The following is a 20,907-nucleotide window of genomic DNA, read 5'->3' on the forward strand; positions in this document are numbered from 1 at the left end:
TAGTAGCCCACCCGCTCCGATGGTCAAACTCGGTACCCCCCACCTCCGGCACGGGTCGTTCAGCGGGAGATCAGGGTGAGCACGCTCGCCTCCGGCGGGCAGGCGAACCGCACCGGCGCGGTGGGGTGCGTGCCGAGGCCGGCGGAGACGTGCAGCCAGGCGTCCGAGCCGGGCCAGCGGTGCAGCCCCCGGGCCATCGAGCGGGGCAGGCCGCAGTTGGTCACCAGCGCGCCGTAGCCGGGCACGCAGACCTGGCCGCCGTGGGTGTGCCCGGCGAGCAGCAGCCCGAAGCCGTCGGCGGCCATCCGGTCGAGCACGGCCGGCTCGGGGGAGTGGCTGAGGGCGATGGAGAGCGCGCTACTGGAGCTGACCGGGCCGGCCACCGCGTCGTAGTCGTCCCGCTCGACGTGCGGGTCGTCCACGCCGGCCAGCTCGATCTCCCGGCCGCCCGCCTTCAGGGTGGTCCGCGCGTTGTTGAGATCCACCCAGCCGGCCCCGGTGAACACGTCGCGCAGCTCCTCGTACGGCAGCGGCACGCCCTCGGTGTATTCCCGGTCGGGCAGGAAGTAGGTGAACGGGTTCTTCCAGACCGGCCCCGTGTAGTCGTTGGAGCCGAAGACGAAGGCGCCGGGCAGGTCGAGCAGCGGTTGCAGGGCCCGCAGCACGCCGGGTACGGCGTCGGGGTGCGCCATGTTGTCCCCGGTGACCACCACCAGGTCCGGGTCGAGGGCGGCCAGCGAGGCCACCCAGTCCTGCTTGCGCCGCTGGTTGGGCATCATGTGCAGGTCCGACAGGTGCAGCACCCGCAGCGGCTCGGCGTCCGTCGGAAGCACCGGTACGTCGTACCGGCGCAGGGTGAACAGATTGCGCTCGACGAGGGACGCGTACGCCAGGGCGGCCGCGCCGGCGGCGACGGTCCCGGCGGCGAGCCGGAATAGTGTGCGCTTTCGCATGCCGTTCAGGGTAGTTTGACCGTCCATGAGCACGCTGAAGGATCGTCTCACCGCCGACATGCGCGCCGCCCTGAAGGCGCGCGACGAGCTGACCACCTCCACGCTGCGGATGGCCCTCGCCGCTGTGGGCAACGCCGAGGTCGCCGGCAAGGAAAAGCGCGAGCTCAGCGACGACGAGGTGCTCGCGGTGCTGACCAAGGAGGCGAAGAAGCGGCGCGAGGCCGCCACCGCCTTCGCCGACGCGGGCCGCACCGAGCAGGCCGGCAAGGAGACCGCCGAGGGCGAGGTGCTGGAGCGCTACCTGCCGAAGCAGCTCTCCGACGCCGAGCTGACCGAGCTGGTCGCGGGGGCGCTCGCCGCGGGCGGCTTCACCGGCAAGGCGCAGATGGGCCCGGCCATGAAGGCGGCCCAGGCCGCGGTGGCCGGCCGGGCCGAGGGCGGCCGCGTCGCCGCCGAGGTACGCCGGCAGCTCGGGCTCTGACCGGGGCGACACGACGAAGCGGGCGGGCACCCACCAGGGGTGCCCGCCCGCTCTGTCGTTGACCGGTCAGCCGCGCGGTCGCGGCCCCCGACCGTTGCCGTTCGGTGGCGGCACCACCGGGCCACCGATGCCCGCGCCGCCGGGCTTCGGCTGGCCGGAGCTGACCTCGATCATCACCACGCCGCCCTTGATGGTGCGCCCGTCCGGGCTGGTGCCGGCGGCGGTGCCCGCCGGGCAGCTCGACGGGCTCGGGTTGGTGGCGACCACCGGATCGAAGCCGGCGCCGCGCAGCCGCGACTTGGCGGCGTCGATGGACTGGCACTTCACGTCGGGGATGGAGCGCTGGTCGCCCTCGATGATCTTCCCGCTCGGCGGGGTGAACTCGATCCGCTCCTTGCCCTTCATGGCGTCGCGCAGCGTCTCGTACACGGCCGGGTTGATGCCGTTCGCGACGTCGTGGCCCATCTTCTGGTTGGTCTGCGGCCAGTCCGGGTCGGCCATGATGCCGGCCACCGCGTACTGCTTGGTCATCGCGACCAGTGCCGAGGTCTTGTCCGAGTCGGTGGTGCCGGACTTGCCGGCGACCGGCGCCTTGACGATCCCGCGGACGTTGCCCGCGGTGGCGGTCTTGCACTTGGAGGTCGCGGAGCGGTCGCCCACCGGGCAACGGGCCGCGTCGACGGCGGCCCGGGCCACCTGGGTGCTAATCCGCTGTTCGCAGCGCGGGTTGGCGACGGCCAGCTTGTCGCCGTCCGGGCCCCGGATCTCCTCGACCGGGATCGGCTCGCAGTATTTGCCGTCGGCGGCCAGGGTGGCGTACGCGTTGGCCAGCTCCAGCGGGGTGGTCTGCGAGACGCCCAGGCTGAACGCGCCCCACTGGTGCGCGTCGGCGGCGAGCGTGGCGTCGTCCGGGGAGCGGAAGGTGATGCCGAGCTTCTCGGCGGCCTTCACCACGTTCTCGGCGCCGACCTGCTGCTGCAGCGGGATGAAGTAGGTGTTGACCGAGAAGCCGAACGCGCTCCACATGTTGTGCACGCCGGCCATCGACTTCGAGGCGTTCACCGGGCAGTAGAAGTGGGTTCCGGGGCAGGCGGCCTTCGAGCCCTGCTTGATGATGTATTCGGACTTGAACTGCGGCTGCGCGTTGATGGTGTAGCTGAGCGGGAGGCCCTTCTCCAGGGCCGCCACCAGGGTGAAGATCTTGAAGGTCGAGCCGGCCTGGTAGCCGTTGGCGCCGCCGCCGCCGGTGACCAGCGGGTTGACCGTGTTCGGGTAGGTGCCCCGGATGCCCTTCTTGGCCTTCTTCGGGTCGCTGGAGACCTTGTTCTGCGGGTGCTCCCGATCGTCGAGCTTGTAGTTCCGGTTGACCGCGACGGCGCGGACCCGGCCGGTGCCCGGCTCGACCACCGCGACCATCCGGGCGGCCTTGCTGTTCACGCCCAGATGGTTGCGGACCGCCCGGTCGGCGCCGTCCTGCGCCTGCACGTCGAGGGTGGTCTTGATGGTGTAGCCACCGCTCTTCAGCCGGCGCTCCCGGTCGTACGAGGTGGCGCCGAAGGTCTCCTGCTGCATCCACCAGCGGTAGAAGTAGTCGCAGAAGAAGCCCCAGCTCTGCTTGTTGGCCTGGACGCAGCCGTTCGGGGCGCGCTTGTCCTTGACCACCAGCTCGATCTTCTTGGCCTCGTCGGCCTGCTCCTTGGTGATCGCGCCGATCTGCACCATGTTGTCGATGACGTAGTCGCGCCGCCCGACCGCCTCCGGGTAGCCGGCCTTGGTGGTGGGGTCGAACGCGGTCGGCGCCTTCACCATGCCGGCCAGCAGCGCCGACTCCTGGATGTCGAGCTTGCTCGGCGGCTTGCCGAAGTAGGTCTGGCTGGCGGCGTAGATGCCGTACGCGCCGTTGCCGAAGGCGGCGATGTTCAGGTAGCGCTCCAGGATCTCGTCCTTGGAGAACTCCTTGTCGACCTGCAGGGCCAGCGACATCTCGCGCAGCTTGCGGGCGCTGGTGTCCTCGGTCGCGGCGACCACGTCGGCCGGGTGCGTGGCCGAGTAGGAGATGGCCAGCCGGACGTACTGCATGGTCAGGGTGGAGGCGCCCTGCCGGGAGTTGGCCCCGGAGCTGTTGTTGACGAACGCGCGGGCGACGCCGTTGAGGTCCACGCCGTTGTGCTTGTAGAAGTTGTGGTCCTCGGCCGCGATGATCGCCTTCTGCATATACGGCGAGACGTCCTTGAGCTTGACGTCCCTGCGGTTCTCGTCGTACATCGTGGCCAGCGGGGTCTTGCCGTCCGAGGCCACCAGGTAGGTGATCTGCGGCGCGCGGGCCACCGTCAGTTCCTTCGGCAGCGCGCCGAAGGTCTCCGCCCCCGCCTTGGCGGCCAGTCCGGACATCGCCACTGCGGGGAAGGCCGCAGCTGCGACCACCACGCCGGCCAACAGGCCACAGATGAGCAGCGATGCGGCGTTGGTCAGCACATTGTGGTCACGTTTCCGCATCCAGGTCACCTCGACAGGGTACGCGAGTAGGGAACGAGGGGCGCGCGGGGAACTTTCCCCATTTCCAGTGCGCGCCGGCCTCGTTGTGCTAAACGCACGAACCCTGCCGGGTGGTTGCGTGGACCCGGCAGAAGTCTCCCCCGAATGGGGGAGCCGCGCAGCGTTTTCACGTACTCGGGCGGGGTAGACGGCGGGCGAAAGCCCGGGAAGCCGGGAGTGTCCGGAATGATGGATTTCGCCGACAACGTTGCGTAATCAGGCGACTACACAGCATGATGGTTGACGGCGACAGAGCCGCATTGTCGTCCGTGCCGCCCTGGGGAGGCGGGCCGGACGACCGGGGGGAGTTCGACGGCTGGTCGCGCGACGTCGGTAGGTACTGCAAGGGGGGACGTGTACAGATGGGCATGATCACTGACTGGCCGTCACTGGCGGCGTGTCAGAACGGTGACCCGGATGCGTTGTTCGTACAGGGCGCTGAACAGAACGTGGCGAAGCGGATCTGCCGGAGCTGCCCCGTGCGGTACGAGTGCCTGGCCGACGCGCTCGACAACCGGATCGAGTTCGGAGTGTGGGGTGGCATGACCGAACGCGAACGCCGGGCGTTGCTGCGCCGCCACCCGCAGGTGACCAGCTGGCGGAAGATGTTCGAGGCCGCCATGAAGAAGAACGCCAAGGAGAAGGCCGGCAAGGACAAGGTCCTGGTGACCACCGCGAACTGACCGCCGCGCCGTCCGGCCCGTCGGTCACCGTGCCTCACCGCCGGCTGATCGCCTCGCCGATCGTCCGCAGCCCGTCGACGTCGTGCACGTCGGCGGGCTGTGCCGTCACCGACACCGCCGGCACGGCCGGGAACGCCTCGGTGAACCGGGCCGCCACCCGCTGCTCGCGTACCGCCTGCTGGGCCAGCGCGGCGTGGGCCCGCAGCACCTCGACGGTGCCCTCGTGCCCGCCGGCGTGCTCCAGCCGGGCCGCGGCGGCCAGGCTGTCGGCCGCGCTCAGGTCCGGCACCGCCGGCCGGTGCACCCGGTTGAGCACCAGGCCGGCGAGCGGCATGTGCTCCTCGCGCAGCCGACCCGCGAAGTAGGCGGCCTCCCGCACCGCATCCGGCTCCGGCGCCGCGACCAGCAGGAACGCCGTCTCCCGCGCCTGCAGGATCCGGTACGTCTGCTCGGCTCGCTGCCGGAAGCCGCCGAACATCGAGTCCAGCGCGGCGACGAAGCCGGAGAGGTCGGTGAGTAGCTGCGCCCCGATGATCTTCTGTACGGCCTTGGAGAACATCCCGAAGCCCGCCGTCACGAAGCTGAACATGCTCCGCCCCCCGGTCCGGGCCGGGGCGAGCAGCAGCCGCAGCATCCGCCCGTCGAGAAACCGGGAGAGCCGGGCCGGCGCGTCCAGGAAGTCCAGTGCCGAGCGGGACGGCGGGGTGTCCACCACGATCAGGTCCCACTCGCCCCGGGCGTGCAGCTGCCCCAGCTTCTCCATCGCCATGTATTCCTGGGTGCCGGCGAAGGTGGAGCTCATGGCCTGGTAGAAGGGGTTGGCGAAGATCTCCGCCGCCTTCGCCGGATCGGTGTGCTGGAGCACCACGTCGTCGAAGGTGCGCTTCATGTCGAGCATCATGGCGTGCAGCTCGCCGCCGCTTTCCTCGACGTCGATGCCCTTGACCTGGCGCGGGGTGTTGTCCAGCTCGGTCAGGCCGAGCGACTGGGCCAGTCGGCGGGCCGGGTCGATGGTGAGCACCACCGTGCGCCGGCCGTGCCGCTCGGCCGCCCGCAGCGCCAACGCGGCCGCCGTGGTCGTCTTGCCCACTCCGCCCGCCCCGCAGCACACCACGATCCGGACGCCGGGATCGGCGAGGATCTGGTCGACGTCCAGCGGTGGCGCCGCGTCTTCGGAAGGCACCAATCGAGCGTATCGGTCTTCCGGGCGTCTCTGCTCCGTGCCGGCCGCAGTGTGAGTCAATCCGCCCGGACGAGCGTCTCGGCCAGCGTCTCCAGGCCGGCCCGGTCGACCCCCTCGGGGAGCAGCGGCAGCTCGGTCAGCGGCAGCCCCAGCTCCACCAGGTCGGCCCGGAGCGAGTCCTCCAGCTCCCGGCGTACCTGCTGGTCCCGCGCCTCGCCGGCGAGGGCGGCGACGGTCCGCGCGTCGGTCGGCAGGTCGGCGGCCGCCAGCCCCCGCTTCAGCTCGGCGGAGGTCACCGCGCGGCCGGTCGGCACCGGGGGCCGGGCGCCGTTGACGATCACCCGGCCGATCGGGAAACCCAACTGGGTCAGCTCGGCGATCGCGTCGACCGTCTCCTGGACCGGCATCTCCTCCAGCAGCGTCACCACGTGCACCGCCGCCATGGGCGAGCGGAGCAGTGCGGCGACCCCGTCGCTCTGGGTCTTGATCGGGCCGACCTTGGCCAGCCGGGCGGTCTCCGCGGTGACGTTGAGGAAGCGGCCGATCCGCCCGGTCGGCGGCGCGTCCAGCACCACCGCGTCGTACACCCGGCGCTGGCCGCTGGTGCGCGTGGTCGCCTCCTTCACCTTTCCGGTGAGCAGCACGTCCCGCAGGCCCGGGGCGATGGTGGTGGCGAAGTCGATGGCGCCGAGCTTGCGCAGCGCCCGGCCGGCCGCGCCCAGCTTGTAGAACATGTCCAGGTATTCGAGGAGCGCCTCCTCGGCGTCCACCGCCAGGGCCCGCACCTCGCCGCCGCCCCGGGCTTCGGTCAGGTGCCGTTCCTCGTAGGGCAGCGGGTCGGTGCCGAAGAGCTGGGCGATGCCCTGCCGCCCCTCCACCTCGACCAGCAGGGTGCGCCGGCCGCCGGCGGCCAGCCCGAGGGCCAGCGCCGCGGCCACGCTGGTCTTGCCGGTGCCGCCCTTTCCGGTCACCACATGCAGGCGGGCCGGCCATGCGGTGCCGGCGCGTTCGGCCGGCTGCTCAGCTGGTGCCACCTGTCGAGCTTAGAACCCGTCCGGGACGGGCGGCGGAGCCCCGCCGGACCATCCCGCTCGGGCTCCCGTCCAGCCGCCCGGCTCAGCCGACCTCGCAGACCCACCAACCCGTCTTCTGCACCACGGTGAAGCGCAGGTCCTGGTCGGCCACCTTCTCGTCTGAGGTGGTCATGGTGACCTTGGTGGTGACCGTGGCCCGGTCGCCGGTCCGGTTGTCCACCTTCGGGGTGGTCCAGCGGAACCGGGGATTCTGGTACTGCGCGGCGTACTTCTCCACCTCGGCGACCTTGGCGGCGATCTTCTTGTCGTCCCGCGCCGTGGAGCAGACGAAGGTGGCCGCCTTCCGGGCGTCCCGGTCCTGGTAGACGGCGGTGAGGAAACCGTCCACCGCGACCGCCGGCTCCTTCGCGCCCTGCCCCTCGTCGGCGTTGCGCAGGGTCAGGAACGCGGCCGTGCCGCCACCGCCGCAGAGCAGGATCGCCGCGGCCAGCACGATCGAGGTGATCAGCAGCCCGCGTCGCTTCTTCGGGGGCACCGGCCCCGGCTGTGGCGGGTAGCCGGGCGCCGGCGCGGGGAACCCGCCGGGGGGCGGTGCGGGAAACGGCCCGGGGGCCGGTGCGGAGAACGGCCCGGGGGACGGCGCAGGGAACGCCCCGGGGGCCGATGCGGAGAACGGCCCAGGGGCCGGCGCGGGGAACGTCCCGGGGGCCGGTGCGGGCGGCGGCCCGGGGGGCGGCGCGGGGAACGGCCCGGGGGCCGGTGCGACGCCGGGCGGCTCCTGGTGGGACGGATCGCCGGGCGTACCGGCGGCGCCACCGATGGGCGGTTGGGTCATGTCTTCCCCCGGGGTGCGGCGCCGTCGCCACCCCAGGCGACGGACAGTGGTCGAGCGTGGTGGGCGAGCACGGGTCGCCCGTCCAGACCGGAAGGGTAGCGGTCGGTGCGCGACTTGCCAGCCCCGCGTACGTGGCCGGCCCGCTGAGCGGGTCGGACGAAAGCACGCCGTCGCATTCCTGCCCACAGATGTGTCGCATATGTGACTGGAGGTGATCGCATCTGCGCGTCCCGTTGCTGGGACTGACGGCACGTCCTACGTTCGTCGCGACGCGGGGCCGGTGCGGTGGGTCCGAGCCGGACGGTGGTGACGGTGAGCAGGTACGACGCCCGGAGGAAGCGCATGCGCGACGCGGAGAACACCCCTCGAGCCCACTTCTCCCCCGGTGACCGGGCGGGGCGGCCCGGTGACGCCGAGGCCGGCCCGGGGGCGCCGTTCAACGAGCGGTGGTATCGCCAGCCGGCCGAGGCGCTCCGCACGCTGGTCCTGGCGGGTGACCGAACTCGGGACGAGGAGGGGCCCGGATACGTCATCCACCTGCCCGTCCGGGTCGCCGACCTGACGGCCGCCACCGTGCTGGCTGGCACCGTGGCCACCTCGCTCGGCTTCCTCAGCGAACTGGACGCCGGCGAGACGACGGTCTCCACGGCGGACGACCAGAACAACCGGCATCGCGTCTTCTGCGACCTGCTGCTGCCCGACCGCTCCCGCTGCCCCCAGCCCTACGAGCACGAGGGCCCGTGCGGCGAGCCGCCCACGACGCCGGGGCAGCGTCCGGCGTCCCACTGGTAACGGCGGACCGTAGGCTGTGCCTGACCGAAGTCCAAGCCAGGCGAGGGAGCCTTTACCCGATGCAGAAGTGGGAATACGCCACGGTCCCGCTGCTGGTCCACGCGACCAAGCAGATCCTCGACAACTGGGGCGAGGACGGCTGGGAGTTGGTCTCCGTGGTCCCCGGCCCGAACCCGGAGCAGCTCGTCGCCTACCTCAAGCGGCCGAAGGCGTGACCGGCATGAGTGAGCGTAGCGAGCGAATCATCGGGCTCAGCGCGAAGTCAGCGCAGGGCGACGCCGAGCGGAACGAGGTGGCGGCATGAGCAACGGACCGCACGCGAAGCTCGCGGAACTCGGCCTGAGCCTGCCCGAGGTGGTGCCGCCGGTGGCCAGCTACGTGCCGGCCGTCCAGTCCGGGCAGCACGTCTACGTCTCGGGTCAGCTGCCGATGGCGGAGGGCAAGCTGCTCGCCACCGGCAAGGTCGGCAACGGCGTCTCCGCCGAGCAGGCGAAGGACCTGGCGCAGCGGTGCGCCCTCAACGCCATCGCCGCGATCGACTCGCTGGTCGGCCTGGAGAACGTGGTCAAGATCGTGAAGCTGACCGGCTTCGTGGCCAGCGCACCGGGCTTCACCGGCCAGCCGGGCGTGATCAACGGCGCCTCCGACCTGTTCCTCGCGGTCTTCGGCGAGGCCGGCCGGCACGCCCGCAGCGCGGTCGGCGTCGCCGAGCTGCCGCTCGACGCCCCCGTCGAGGTCGAGGTCATCGTCGAGGTCGGCTGAGCCGCCACTCACGCCCGGTCCCCGCGATCTTGCTGGTTCCGGCCCAGCGAAAGCCGTGAACGACCACAAATCACAGGCCAGAGCTGCAAGATCGCGGGGAGTGGCGAGCGGGGTCGTACGATCGCTGCCATGGGCGGGCATGTGACCGGGGCGGCAGGGGCGCTCGCGGACGAGCTGCCGGGTTGGGTGACGCTGCTGCGCGCCCCGAACCCGGGGCCGATGACGCTCGACGGCACCAACACCTGGGTGCTGCGCGCCCCCGGCGCCGAGCACGCGGTCGTCGTCGACCCGGGGCCGGCCGACGAGGGGCATCTGGCCGCGATCGCGGCGAACGGGCCGATCGGGTCCGTGCTGATCACCCACGGGCACGCCGACCACACCGAGGGCTCGGCCCGGCTGCACGAGCTGCTTGGCGGCACGCCCGTCCGCGCCGCCGACCCGGCGCACACCATCGGCGGCGAGCCGCTGACCGGGCGTGTCGACGGCTCGGGTCTGGAGATCCGCCTGCTCACCACGCCCGGGCACACCGCCGACTCGGTCTGCTTCCTGGTCGCCTACGGCGGCGAGCGGGTGGTGCTCACCGGCGACACCATCCTGGGCCGGGGCACCACCGTGGTCGCCCACCCGGACGGCCACCTCGGGGACTACCTGTCGAGCCTGGAACTGCTCTCCACGTACCGTGGGATCCCGGCGCTGCCCGGGCACGGCCCGGCGCTGGCCGACTGCGGCGCGGCGGCCGAGTTCTACCTCGCCCACCGCCGGGCCCGGCTCGACCAGGTCCGCGCCGCGGTCGCCGCGGGCGCGGCCACCGCGCCCGAGGTGGTCGCCAAGGTGTACGCCGACGTCGACCGGTCGCTCTGGTGGGCCGCCGAGTGGTCGGTTCGCGCGCAGCTGGAGTACCTCGGAGTGGAGCAGCCGTGACCTGCCCGGTGTGCGGAACCGTCGCCGTACCCGGCGCGCGGTTCTGCCACAACTGCGGATCCGCACTGCCGGCCGCCGCGATGCTGCCCGCCGCCGAGCGGCGGGTGGTCACCGTGCTCTTCGGGGACCTCTCCGACTTCACCTCCTGGTCGGAGGACCTCGACCCGGAACGGGTCGGCGCGGTCACCGACCGGGTGCTCGCCGCCCTCGCCGGCGCGGTCAAGACCTTCGGCGGGCACGTCGACAAGCTCACCGGCGACGGCATCATGGCGGTCTTCGGCGCGCCCGTGGCGCACGAGGACGACGCCGAGCGGGCCGTCCGGGCGGCGCTCTCCATGCAGCGGGCCGTCCGCCGGGTGCTCGACGACGAGCGGGGCGGCGGCGCGCCGCTCGGCCTGCGGGTCGGGCTGAACACCGGCGACGTGATCGCTGGCATCCAGGCGGCCATCGAATACACCGTCATCGGCGACACGGTGAACACCGCCGCCCGGCTGGCCGACGCGGCCGCGGTCGGCGCGGTCTACGCCGGCGCGCGGACCGCCGCCGCCACCCGGCACGTCGCCTCCTGGCGGGCGCTGCGCCCGCTGCGGCTCAAGGGCAAGCGCGAGCCGGTCGAGGCGTACGAGCTGCTGGGTCTCCTGGACGCGCCGGGCACCCGGTCCGGCCTCGGCGACGAGGCGCCCTTCGTGGGCCGGGAGACCGAGATCGGCCGGGTCGCCGGCCGGCTCGCCGAGGTGATCGACCGGGGCGAGCCCCGGGTGCTGCTGATGACCGCCGAGGCGGGGATCGGCAAGTCCCGGTTCGCCGCCGAGGTGGAACGCCTCGCCGCGGGCTACGACGTGGGCGCCGGCCGGTACGCCGCGCACACCGGCGCGCGGGTGCTCTCCGTACGCTGCGCCGCGTTCGGCGAGCGGCGCCGCCTCGCCCCACTGGCCGACCTGGTCCGGGCCGCGGTCGGGCTGCCCAACGACGCCGCCACCGCGCTCACCCGCCCAGCCGTGGAGGAGCGGCTGCGCCGGCTCGGCCAGCGGCTCGGCCGGCTCCCCGGCGACCTGCCCCCGCTCGCCGTCGACCAACTCCTCGCGCTGCTCGGGTACGCCGAACTCCCGCCCGTGGCCGGGAACGGCGAGTGGAACGCGGCCGCCCCGCCGCCGGACGCCGAGGCGGTGCCGAACGCGGTCGCCGGGCTGCTCAGCGCGCTCGCCGTCGAGGCGCCGCTGGTGGTCGTCGTGGACGACCTGCACGACGCGACCGCCGAGACGATCAACGTGCTCGGGTTGACCCTCAACCGGCTCAGCGGCCCGGTGCTGACGCTGCTGCTCGGCCGGCCCGAGCTGGTGCGTACCGCCGGCGCGCTGACCCGGGTCGCGGACGCCGAGGTGCACGCGCTGCCCCCGCTGCGCGGCGCCGACGCGGCCCGGCTGCTCACCAGCTACCTGAGCGGCGGCAAGCTGCCGCAGGTGGACAGCGACCGGCTGCTCGCCACCGCTCAGGGCAACCCGTTCTACCTGGCCGAGCTGGTCACGCTGCTGATGGAGCGGGGCGCGCTGACCGCGGGCGCGGACCGGGACATCCCCGGTGGCTGGCGGCTGGCACCCGGCTCGCTGGGCAGCCGGCTGCTCTCCCGGGACCTGGCCGCCGTGCTCGCCGCGCGGATCGACGCGCTGCCGGTGGACGCCCGCTCGGTGCTGCGCGACGCGGCGGTGGTCGGCGACACCGTGCCCGCCGGTGCCCTGGAGGCGCTCCGCGAGCAGCGCACCGGCCGGGACGGCCGGCCGGCGGCGGTGGTCGCGGTGGAGCTGGAGCGGGCCGTGGACGAGCTGCTGCAGCGCCGCATGTTGCACCGCACCCGCACCGGTTTCGCGTTCGCCACGCCGCTGATGCGCGAGGCCGCGTACGCCGGGGTGAGCAAGGCGGAGCTGGCCGAGCGGCACGCGGCGCTGGCCCGCTGGGCCGCCCCGGAGAGCGCCGACGGCGTCGCTCTGCCCGGCGGGTTCACCGAGGCCGACCGGGACGACTTCGTGGCCGAGCACGTGGAGCGGGCCGCCGCGCTCGCCGACGCGGTGAAGCTGCGGCCGGACGCGCCGGCCCGCGCGGTGGCCCCGCTGGGCGTCGCCGCGCTCGGCCGGGCCGCCCGCCGCGCGCTGCGTTCCGGGGAGCCGGCCCTGGCCGTCGAGTACGCCGAGCGCGCCGCCGAGCTGGCCCGGGACGGCGTCCCGCCGGCCGACCAGGTCGTGCACGCCCGGGCGCTGCTCCAGGTCGGCCGCCCGCACGACGCGCTCGCCTCCGCCGAGAAGATCGCCGCCAACGCCGGCGACGCGGCCACCCGGGCGGCCGCCCTGCTGCTCGCCGGGCAGGCCCACCAGACCCTCGGCGACCAGGCCCGGACGGAAGCCTGCTGGCAGGAGGCGTTGCAGGTGGCCACGGCGGCCGGGCTGCCGACGATGCGCGCCTCGGCGATGCGCCGGCTGGGCATGGCCGACTTCGTCGCCGGCCGGCTCGGCCAGGCGAGCAGCCGGCTGGCCGCCTCCTACCAGGTCAGCCTCGCCGCGAAGGACCCGCGCGGGCAGGCCTGGTCGTTGCAGAACCTGGCCTGGGTGACCACCACCCGGGGCGACTTCGCCGGCACCGACGCGGTGCTCGGCCGGGCCGCCCGGCTCTTCGCCGAGCTGAAGGACCCGTACGGCCGGGCTTGGCTGCGCGGCACCACGGCGTTCGCCCGGCTGCTCGCCGGCCGGCTCCGGGAGGCGTGCCGGATGGCGCAGGTCTTCCTCCCCTTCGGCGAGCGGGTCGGCGAGGCGTGGGCGGTCGGCACGCTGCGCGCCGTCGAGGCGTACGCCACCGCCGAGCTGGGCGAGCTGGCCGAGGCGGACCGGGCGGCGCGGCGCGCGTACCGGGACTTCGCCGAGGTCGGCGACGACTGGGGGCAGGGCTTCGCCCTGGTGGTCCGCGGGGTGGTGGCGCGCGGGCTGGGCGAGCCGGAACACGCGGCCGACCTGCTCAGCGACGCCCTCGCGTACGCCGGCCGGACGTCGCATCCGCTGCTCACCGGGATGGCCGGCACGCTGCGCGGGTTCGTGGCGCTGGATCTGGGCGACTGGGAGACCGCCGAGCAGGCCGCCCGGTCGGTGCTCACCACGGTGGAGCCGCACAACCCGCAGGCCCCCGCCCAGGTGGCGCCCCGGGTACTGCTCGCCATGGCCCGGCTCGCCGACGACGACCCGGCGACCGCGGTGGGGCTGCTCGCCCCGGTCGCCACCGCCGCCGCCCACACCCCGTCGCTGCTCTTCTCCCGCCGCCAGACCATGGCCCGGTACGCCTCCGCGCTGCTCGCCCACGGCCAGCCCGTGCAGGCGCTGGACTGGGCGCAGCGGGCGGTCGCCGCTCCGGCCGAGGACGTCCGCAGCCAGGTGATCGGGGCCTGCGTGCTGGCCGAGACGCTGGCCGCCTGCGACCGCCCGGCCGAGGCGCTGGCCAGCGCCGAGGAGGCGGTCCGCCTGGCCTACGCCACCGAGCAGCGCAGCGAGCGGGCGTACGCGGACGCCCTCCGCGCCCGCCTCGCCGCCTGACCCGTACTCCCGTCGCCGGGATCCCCAGCCGCGAGGGTGGCGGGGTGCGCGCCGACGATGTGGCGGGAGTGGGCAGGTTTGGCGGTTTCGGGGATGTGTCCAGCGGGGGGTGGCGGCTAGCCTCGATGGCCGAGGAGGCCGTCCACGTCGGCGGTCGCGGGTGGGGAGGACTCATGAGGCTGCCGCGCTCGGGCGCCGGCTGGACGATCGCGGTCTTCGGCGTGCTGGCGCTGCTCCTCGGCGCGCTCGGGCTGATCTGGCCGGAGGCGCAGCTGCGGATGCTCGGCTTCGAGGTGCCGGCCGAGCGGGCTCCGGGTGACTACACCGGCACGTTCCTCACCGCGTCCTCGATGGCCTCGTTCAACATGGGGGTCTACTACCTGCTCGCCGTCGCCACCGAGTGGCGGCCGTTCTACCGGTTCACCGTCTGGTTCCGGCTGGTCACGTTCACCGTCTTCACCATCGCCGTGCTCTCGGACGTCGCCCCGGACCGGTTCTTCGGGGTGGCCGCCTGGGAGGGGCTGGGCGCGGTCGCGACCGCGGTCGGCCTCCGGTGGGACGCCCGCCGGGCGGCCGCCGTAAGTGGCCCGGGCGACGACGCCGCCGGCTCCGGCCCCGTGCCGGCGGCCGACGCGGTGCACTGAGCGACCCGACCGGTTGGGTATTTTCGAGCCGTGACCGAGACCCCGCCCGGCGCCCTGCGGCTGCCCATCGTGCCCGGTCTGACCGATTTGGAGGTATTTGCCCGGGGTGGCTACGCCACCGTCTACCGGGCCACCCAGATCTCCGTGGGTCGCGAGGTCGCGGTCAAGGTGGAGAACCGCACGCTGGACAGCGAGCGGGACCAGGCGCGCTTCCTGCGCGAGGCGCGGGCCGCCGGCAAGATGTCGTCCCATCCGCACGTCGTCGACCTCTTCGACGTCGGGGTCACTGTCGACCAGCACCCGTACCTGATCATGGAGCTCTGCGACGGGTCGTACGCGGAGCGGATGCGCACCTCGCCGCTGGGCGCGGTCGAGGCGCGGGACCTGGGCGTCAAGATCGCCGATGCCCTCGCCCACTCGCACGCGGCCGGGGTGCTGCACCGGGACGTCAAGCCGGCCAACATCCTCTATTCGCACTTCAACCCGGCCGTGCTGGCCGACTTCGGGCTGGCGGTGCTGGCCGAGGTCCGGGACGCCTCGGTCACCCTGGAGGTGCTCACTCCGGCGTACGCGCCGCCGGAGATGTTCAACCACAGCCCGCCGACGCCGGCGGTCGACGTGTACGCGCTCTGCGCCACCCTCTACGCGGTGATGCACGGCCGCCCGCCGCGCTGGCAGTCCGAGCGCAACCCGAGCCTGGTCACCGTGCTGGAGATGTTCCACCAGCCGATCCCCGGCCTGCCCGGGATCCCCGACGAGTTGATCGACGTGCTGCGGCTCGGCATGTCCAACGATCCGGGCGAGCGTCCGTCCGCTGTGGAACTGGGCGCGATGCTCGCCGCGCTCCCGCTGGATCCGGGGGCCGCCCCGGTGAGCGGGGTGCCGGTCTCCGCGTTCCCGGTAAGCGGTTCCCGCGCCGGTGGGCCGTACCCCGTGGGCCGGGCCGGCGGGCCGAGCCCGCGCCCGCCGGCGGACGACGCCCACCCGACCGTGCCCACGCCCGGCCGGCGGTGGCGGCGCCGCTGGTTCCTCGGCGGCGCGGGGGTCCTCGCGCTCGCCGCCTCGGCCGGGGCGGGGGCGTGGCTGGCCGGCGGCCCGCCCGTCCCGGTGGCCTCGCCCACGCCGGTGGTTAGCGGGATCGCCGTCGGCCAGGTGCGGCCGGGCTGTGCGGCCGAGGGGATACGCCTGCCCTCCGGCGCCCGCTGTGCCGATGAACTGGAGTGTTTCGGCCCGGTACGGCTGCGCCGCGACCGGGCCGAGGCGGACCGGGTGTCGTGCGACGGCCAGCACACCTGGGAGACGTACGCCGAGGGTGACCTGCCGGCGACGCTGGCCGGGGCGGGCCACGGCGCGGTCGCCGCTGACCCCGCCGTCCGGCAGGTCTGCAACGTCAGCACCTTCCGCCTGGTCAGTGGCCTCAAGCAGGCGGGCGGGTGGAACCTGGAGGTGCTGCCGCCGTCGGACGGCGGCCGCACCTACCGCTGCCTTGCGGGGCAGGGCGTGAACGCGCTCGCCGTGCCGACGCTCACCGGTCGCTGAGCCGGTTCACCGTCCGGTGTTCCCGGACCGCCCGCGGATCGAGCGCCTCCAGCGTGTCCGCGTCCACCGCGTACCCGTCCGCCGTCCGGTGTTCGCGGACGGCTCGGACGGCCCGCGGGTCCAGCGCCTCCAGCGTGTCGGCGTCCACTCCGTACCCGCCGGGCACCGGCCAGTCCTCGCTCGGCGTGTCGCCGCGGGGCTGCCGTGGGGCCTGCCGCGCGGCGGTCACCGTCACCCCGGCGACCATCCCGAGCAGGACGCAGATCAGGGCCAGGACCACCGACAGGATGCCCGCGGGGCGCCACACCACCAGCGTCACCAACGCCGCCACCGTCGCCAGCGACGCGACGACGGCCTTCACCCGCGCATCGGGCTTCGGGAACGAACTCACCCGACAAGCATGGCCCAGGCCGGCCACCTGTCAACCGCCGGACCGGGCCGGGCGCGTCGTCGGGGCGTCCGGTGGAGGCCACGGTGGACGATGGTGAGGGGTGCGGAATCCGCGCGTAGCGGGTGCGGAAAAAGCGTCGATCAAGAAAATTTCGTTACATCAATCGGCTATTTGTCGGTTTGGCGAGCGTTTGACGGGCGGCCTTCGTTGGCGGTGATCCCTAGAGTGACTGGGGTCGAGGTCTCCTCGACAGATCCCGTCTCCCACCGGAAGGCAGCCACATGCCACGTGCAATCCGGTCCCTGCTCGCAACCGGGGCCGCCGGCATCGTCCTAGCCGGATCGGCGGTCGCGCCCGCTGCGGCCGCCACGCCGCAGCCCCGCGCGTCCGATCGGACCAGCGCCGTCGAGGCCCGCCGGGTCGACCGCGTGCCGACGCCGAAGCTCGGCTGGTACGCCTGCTACGGCTACGCCGAGTGCGCCACCGTCCGCCTGCCGCTGGACTACGACAACCCGAAGGGTGCCACCACCGAGATCGCGGTGCTGCGGGTCAAGGCCCGCGACCAGAAGCACAAGATCGGCAGCCTCTTCCTCAACCCGGGCGGCCCGGGCGGCTCCGGCACCAGCATCGCGCTCGCCGCGCCGTACTTCCTCGGCGACGACCTGCTCGACCGCTTCGACATCGTCGGCGTCGACCCGCGCGGCGTCGCCGCCAGCGACAACGTCAAGTGCTTCCGCTCGGTCAAGGACCAGATGAAGGCGGGCGCCGGGTTGAACGTCGCCTTCCCGTGGACGAAGGCCGAGGAGAAGGCCTACATCGCCTCGTCCAAGGCGGTCGGCAAGGCCTGCTCGACCACCGGCAAGCCGCTGACCGGCGCGGCCTCCACCGCCGAGGTGGCCCGCGACATGGACGTGCTGCGCCGCGCGGTCGGCGACAAGAAGCTCACCTACCTGGGCTTCAGCTACGGCACGGCGCTGGGCCAGTACTACGCCAACATGTTCCCGGACCGGGTCCGCGCCCTCGTCGTCGACGGGGTGCTCAACCCGAACGCCTGGGTCGGCCAGGGCAAGGCCCGCGACCAGCTCCAGGAGACCCGGCTGCGCAGCGCCGACGGCGCGTACCACGCGCTGCACGAGATCCTGGTGCGCTGCGCGAAGGCCGGCGCCGAGAAGTGCGAGCTGGCCGCCGCCAGCGACCCGGTCGCCGCGTACGAGACGGTGGCGCAGCGGCTGCGCAAGAAGCCGCTGGTGATCGACGACCCGGACTACGGTCCGTTCACCATCGGCTACGCCGACTTCGTCGGCGCCAGCCTCAGCGCGCTCTACAGCCCCTACGGCTGGCAGGACATCGTCGGCCTCACCGGCGAACTGCTGGTGCTGACCGACCCGGCGGCGGCGTCGGCGGCCCGCCGGTCGCAGGCGCAGACCGCGGTGGTCGAGCGCGCCGCGCAGGCCCGGAAGCAGCGCGGGTACGACTTCCCGTACGACAACGGGCTGGAGACGTTCCTGACGGTCGACTGCACCGACGCGTACCACCCGAAGAGCGCCGACGCCTGGCCGGCGCTGGCCGCCAAGGAGGACAAGCGGGCCCCGTACTTCGGCCGGGCCTGGGCCTGGGCCACCTCGCCCTGCGCCCGCAACACTTGGACCGTGCGGGACGAGGACGCCTACACCGGCCCGTTCAACCGGCGCACCAGCGCCCCGGTGCTGGTGGTCGGCAACTACTGGGACCCGGCGACCAACTACCAGGGTGCGGTCAGCTCGGCGGCGCTGCTGCCGAACAGCCGCCTGCTCAGCAGCGACAGCTGGGGCCACACCGCGTACGGCACCTCGGCCTGCGTGACCGGGGCCGTCGACGGGTACCTGCTGAAGGGGACGCTGCCGGCGAAGGGCAAGGTCTGCACCGGTGACGACCAGCCGTTCGTGGACGCTCCGGAGACGCCGGACGCGCGGGCGGCCGCGGCGAAGAGCGACCTCGCCCGGGCGGGTGCGCCGGGTCGGGGTGAGCCGAAGCGGCTCCCGCCGGTGGTCGCGCCGCTGCCGGTGGTCGGCACGCTGACCGTCCACTGACGGACCCCCGGGGTACGGCGGGCGATCGGGCGCCCGCCGTACCCCGGGCCGTGGGCATTTGCGCGTCCGGCTGAAAGGATGACGCGATGTCGTCGCTCGCGATACCCCAGGTGACCTGTCTCAGTGGGCATCCGCGCGGGACGGGCGAGACATCACGGCTCACCGCGGTCCTCGACCGCTCCGGCATCCGGCTGCGCCAACGGATCCGTCGGTTCCTGGCCGTCGCCTGGCCCGCATTGCGCGGGCTGGACGTCCGGACGCCCGGCCACTTCATGGCGTTGACTCACCTCCGCCTGGTGGCCGGCGGTGGTTCGCTCCTGGACCTGCACCTCGACCACGGGGTGTGCCGGTTGTACGTCGACGGCGTCCCGGCCGGGGAACTGCGGGCGCGGCTCGCGTCGTGGGTGGCGGACGAGGCAGAGCCGCCCGAGCCCCTACCCGCCAGGCCACCGCCGCCCCCGCGCGCGGCGGACGGTCCGCTCGACGTGGTCCGGGCGTCCCTCGACCTCTGGCGTGCGGCCGGACTGGGCCGGGAGGCGGTCCGCGACCGCGGCACGCTGGCATACCGGCTTAGCCTCGCCGAGGACCACCGCCGATGTGGACGGTTCACCGAGGCCATCGCCCTGCTCGAACCCCTCGCCGCCGGGGCGGCGCAGGCGTTCGGCGCGGTCGACGAGGACACGCTGAAGGTCCGCAACGCGCTCGGTCAGGCCTACTTCGAAGCCGGGCTGGTTGACGACGGGCTGGACGTGCTGCGGGAGGTCGTTCCCGCAGCCGAGCAGCTGCACGGCAGCGACGGCGAACTGACCCTCGTCGTCCGGAACAACCTGGCGGTGGGTTACCAGTACGCCGGCCAGTACGCGCAGGCCATCGAGCTGCACACAGAGAACATCCGGCACAGCGAGCGGAGCCTCGGGCGGGACAGCCTCGGCACCATTGGCCGGCGCAACAATCTGGCCGCCACCCTCGCCCTGGCCGGCTACCGGAAACGGGCGATCGACCTGTACTGGACGGTGCTCGACTCGGTGCAGGAGATCGCCGGCGACCACACCCTGGCGGTCAACGCGCGGCAGAACCTGGCCATCCTGCACAACCCGTCCTGGAAGCCGTGACGGCCCGAGGGCCGCAGGTCAGGTGCGGGTCGGCGACGGCTCGGCGGATCTGGCCCGGCGGGCATGGGGAACGATGCCATCCTTGCGGACGATCGCGGTGAGCTGTTCGCCGACTTCCCGGGTGAGCCGGTCCGGACACGACAGTCCGAGCTGGACGGCCAGCTCCCGGCCGTGCAGGTCCACGGCGGCTTCGACCAGGTCGGCGTACACGCTCACGGCGAGGCGGGCGCGGTATCGGGCGGTGAGCAGGGTCACCAGGCCGATGATCAGGGCCGGCCACCAGAACGCCCCGAGGGCGGCGTACAGGAGGCCCCAGCCGGCCAGCCGGGCCGCCGACGCGCACCGGTCCTGCACCGCACTCAGTTCGCCGCGCACCTCCGCCGGGAGGAGCAGCCACAGTCGCGGCCACCCGGCCGCGAGGTCGATCCCATAGCTTCGGTGCACCCGCACGTCGGCCGCGTGCAGCCGGTCACCGACCCAGGTGGGTCGCGCCGGCTCCACGAGGCAGACTGCCGTGCGGCGGGCGATGGCCCGGCGGGCCCGATCGCGCAGCGTGGGGTCGGCGGTGTCCGCGAGGAGCGCCCGCTCGGCCGCCACCACCTCGGCGTCCGCCCGCTCCCACCGGCGGCGGCGCCGGTCGGCGAGCCGGCGCAGCACCGGCACGGATCCGGTCAGGCTCCACGTCCACGAGACGAAGACGCCCACCGACTGCGCGGTGAGCCCGGCCGTCGCCGCACCGAGCAGGAACGCGGCCGTGGTGATCAGCAGGGGCACGCCGCGTCCATCGGACAGCCCGGCCAACCGGACCGTCAGGACCCGGAGATCCACGGCGTGCTGGTGGCCGAGGGCGTGGGCCAGGACCACCGCGGCGGCGAACAGCGCCCCCGGCAGCAACAGCGCCACAGTCCACCGGGTCACCAGCTGCTTGCCCAGCTCGGCCAGGAACGCGTTCACAAGGTGGTCCGGCTCTCCACGAACGGCGTGCCGGTCAGCTCGCACACCGGCCGGTCGCCGTCGCCGACCGGGACCTTCCGAGGGCACGGCCCCGGACTCGGGCAGCCCCAGGCGAGGACCGCCGGGTGGCCGCCTCCGCCGAGCCACGGCTCGAACCCGCGTACGCCGGTGGTGAGCCCGTCGATGCCGTTACGCGCGAACGCCCCGTCGAGCCGGTCGAGGTCCTCCTCCAGTTGCCCGTCCAGGCGCCCCTGGCCGACCGCGTCGACGATCCGGTCGAGCACCTCGGCCACGCCGTACCGCCCGGCATGCTCGCGCAACTGCCCGCCGGCCTGTCGGCACAGCCGGCCGATGCGCTCCGCAACGAGTTCCAAGGCCGCTCCCCGTACCCCGGTTGGGTGTTTCCGCTGTCACAGTAACGATCGCGAGACGCCAGCACACCATTCCCGG

General features: G+C 73.6%; 18 protein-coding genes and 1 pseudogene. 11 read left to right on the forward strand and 8 right to left on the reverse strand.

Annotated features, from left to right (window positions below; genetic code table 11):
• Positions 1–59 precede the first annotated feature (59 nt).
• On the reverse strand, positions 60–953 hold the full coding sequence (locus FXF52_RS00255; protein ID WP_148793080.1) for a metallophosphoesterase: 894 nt from the start codon (positions 951–953) through the stop codon (positions 60–62).
• A gap of 25 nt (positions 954–978) precedes the next feature.
• Between FXF52_RS00255 and FXF52_RS00260 the strand changes: the two genes are divergently transcribed.
• On the forward strand, positions 979–1,434 hold the full coding sequence (locus FXF52_RS00260) for a GatB/YqeY domain-containing protein (protein ID WP_148793081.1): 456 nt from the start codon (positions 979–981) through the stop codon (positions 1,432–1,434).
• 66 nt (positions 1,435–1,500) lie between these two features.
• On the opposite strand, the gene FXF52_RS00265 is transcribed toward FXF52_RS00260, so the two are convergent.
• Entirely contained in the window at positions 1,501–3,930 is a 2,430-nt protein-coding gene (locus tag FXF52_RS00265) for a transglycosylase domain-containing protein (protein ID WP_148793082.1), read from the reverse strand.
• A gap of 401 nt (positions 3,931–4,331) precedes the next feature.
• Between FXF52_RS00265 and FXF52_RS00270 the strand changes: the two genes are divergently transcribed.
• Positions 4,332–4,652 (forward strand): WhiB family transcriptional regulator, encoded by a 321-nt coding sequence (locus FXF52_RS00270; protein WP_046564004.1) that lies wholly within the window; start codon positions 4,332–4,334, stop codon positions 4,650–4,652.
• Between the two features lie 34 nt (positions 4,653–4,686).
• Here FXF52_RS00270 and FXF52_RS00275 read toward each other — a convergent pair whose 3' ends face one another.
• The 3 genes and pseudogenes from FXF52_RS00275 to FXF52_RS42790 form a co-directional block, all read right to left on the reverse strand.
• Positions 4,687–5,838 carry an ArsA-related P-loop ATPase gene (locus FXF52_RS00275; RefSeq protein WP_187413264.1) on the reverse strand — a complete coding sequence of 384 codons (1,152 nt, stop codon included), beginning with the start codon at positions 5,836–5,838 and terminating at the stop codon, positions 4,687–4,689.
• Between the two features lie 53 nt (positions 5,839–5,891).
• On the reverse strand, positions 5,892–6,869 hold the full coding sequence (locus FXF52_RS00280; RefSeq protein WP_148793084.1) for an ArsA-related P-loop ATPase: 978 nt from the start codon (positions 6,867–6,869) through the stop codon (positions 5,892–5,894).
• 82 nt (positions 6,870–6,951) lie between these two features.
• Positions 6,952–7,500 (reverse strand): annotated as a pseudogene (locus FXF52_RS42790) (hypothetical protein); the annotation flags it as partial.
• A 546-nt stretch (positions 7,501–8,046) separates the two neighbouring features.
• On the opposite strand from FXF52_RS42790, the gene FXF52_RS00290 reads away from it, so the two are divergent.
• The 7 genes from FXF52_RS00290 (at position 8,047) to FXF52_RS00320 (ending at position 15,931) form a co-directional block, all read left to right on the forward strand.
• Positions 8,047–8,496: a hypothetical protein gene (locus FXF52_RS00290; RefSeq protein ID WP_148793682.1), complete on the forward strand. Its 450-nt coding sequence runs from the start codon at positions 8,047–8,049 to the stop codon at positions 8,494–8,496.
• 59 nt (positions 8,497–8,555) lie between these two features.
• Positions 8,556–8,711 (forward strand): DUF4177 domain-containing protein, encoded by a 156-nt coding sequence (locus FXF52_RS00295; RefSeq protein WP_013736319.1) that lies wholly within the window; start codon positions 8,556–8,558, stop codon positions 8,709–8,711.
• An 85-nt stretch (positions 8,712–8,796) separates the two neighbouring features.
• A complete protein-coding gene (locus FXF52_RS00300; protein ID WP_148793086.1) occupies positions 8,797–9,258 on the forward strand; it encodes a RidA family protein in 462 nt (153 codons plus the stop codon).
• A 129-nt stretch (positions 9,259–9,387) separates the two neighbouring features.
• On the forward strand, positions 9,388–10,179 hold the full coding sequence (locus FXF52_RS00305) for an MBL fold metallo-hydrolase (RefSeq protein WP_148793087.1): 792 nt from the start codon (positions 9,388–9,390) through the stop codon (positions 10,177–10,179).
• Positions 10,176–13,748: an adenylate/guanylate cyclase domain-containing protein gene (locus FXF52_RS00310; RefSeq protein WP_148793088.1), complete on the forward strand. Its 3,573-nt coding sequence runs from the start codon at positions 10,176–10,178 to the stop codon at positions 13,746–13,748. Before FXF52_RS00305 ends, FXF52_RS00310 begins: the two co-directional genes overlap by 4 nt.
• Positions 13,749–13,921: 173 nt before the next feature.
• Positions 13,922–14,392 (forward strand): hypothetical protein, encoded by a 471-nt coding sequence (locus FXF52_RS00315; RefSeq protein ID WP_148793089.1) that lies wholly within the window; start codon positions 13,922–13,924, stop codon positions 14,390–14,392.
• A gap of 30 nt (positions 14,393–14,422) precedes the next feature.
• Entirely contained in the window at positions 14,423–15,931 is a 1,509-nt protein-coding gene (locus tag FXF52_RS00320; RefSeq protein ID WP_148793090.1) for a serine/threonine-protein kinase, read from the forward strand.
• On the opposite strand, the gene FXF52_RS00325 is transcribed toward FXF52_RS00320, so the two are convergent.
• A complete protein-coding gene (locus FXF52_RS00325) occupies positions 15,918–16,322 on the reverse strand; it encodes a hypothetical protein (protein ID WP_148793091.1) in 405 nt (134 codons plus the stop codon). The two genes, FXF52_RS00320 and FXF52_RS00325, sit on opposite strands and share 14 nt — an antisense overlap.
• 281 nt (positions 16,323–16,603) lie before the next feature.
• Between FXF52_RS00325 and FXF52_RS00330 the strand changes: the two genes are divergently transcribed.
• Positions 16,604–18,391, forward strand: coding sequence for an alpha/beta hydrolase (locus tag FXF52_RS00330; RefSeq protein ID WP_148793092.1), 1,788 nt, complete (start codon positions 16,604–16,606; stop codon positions 18,389–18,391).
• Between the two features lie 86 nt (positions 18,392–18,477).
• Positions 18,478–19,503 carry a tetratricopeptide repeat protein gene (locus FXF52_RS00335; protein WP_148793093.1) on the forward strand — a complete coding sequence of 342 codons (1,026 nt, stop codon included), beginning with the start codon at positions 18,478–18,480 and terminating at the stop codon, positions 19,501–19,503.
• Positions 19,504–19,521: 18 nt separating this feature from the next.
• Here the strand turns inward: FXF52_RS00335 and FXF52_RS00340 are convergent, their stop codons facing one another.
• Both FXF52_RS00340 and FXF52_RS00345 read right to left on the reverse strand, forming a co-directional pair.
• Positions 19,522–20,457, reverse strand: a complete 936-nt coding sequence (locus tag FXF52_RS00340) for a hypothetical protein (protein ID WP_148793094.1) — start codon at positions 20,455–20,457, stop codon at positions 19,522–19,524.
• The gene (locus FXF52_RS00345; RefSeq protein WP_148793095.1) at positions 20,454–20,831 is read right to left on the reverse strand and encodes a hypothetical protein; all 378 of its coding nucleotides are present in this window, start codon (positions 20,829–20,831) and stop codon (positions 20,454–20,456) included. Before FXF52_RS00345 ends, FXF52_RS00340 begins: the two co-directional genes overlap by 4 nt.
• Between the last annotated feature and the right edge of the window lie 76 nt (positions 20,832–20,907).

It is taken from the genome of Micromonospora sp. MP36, from assembly GCF_008119785.1.
Lineage (GTDB): Bacteria > Actinomycetota > Actinomycetes > Mycobacteriales > Micromonosporaceae > Micromonospora.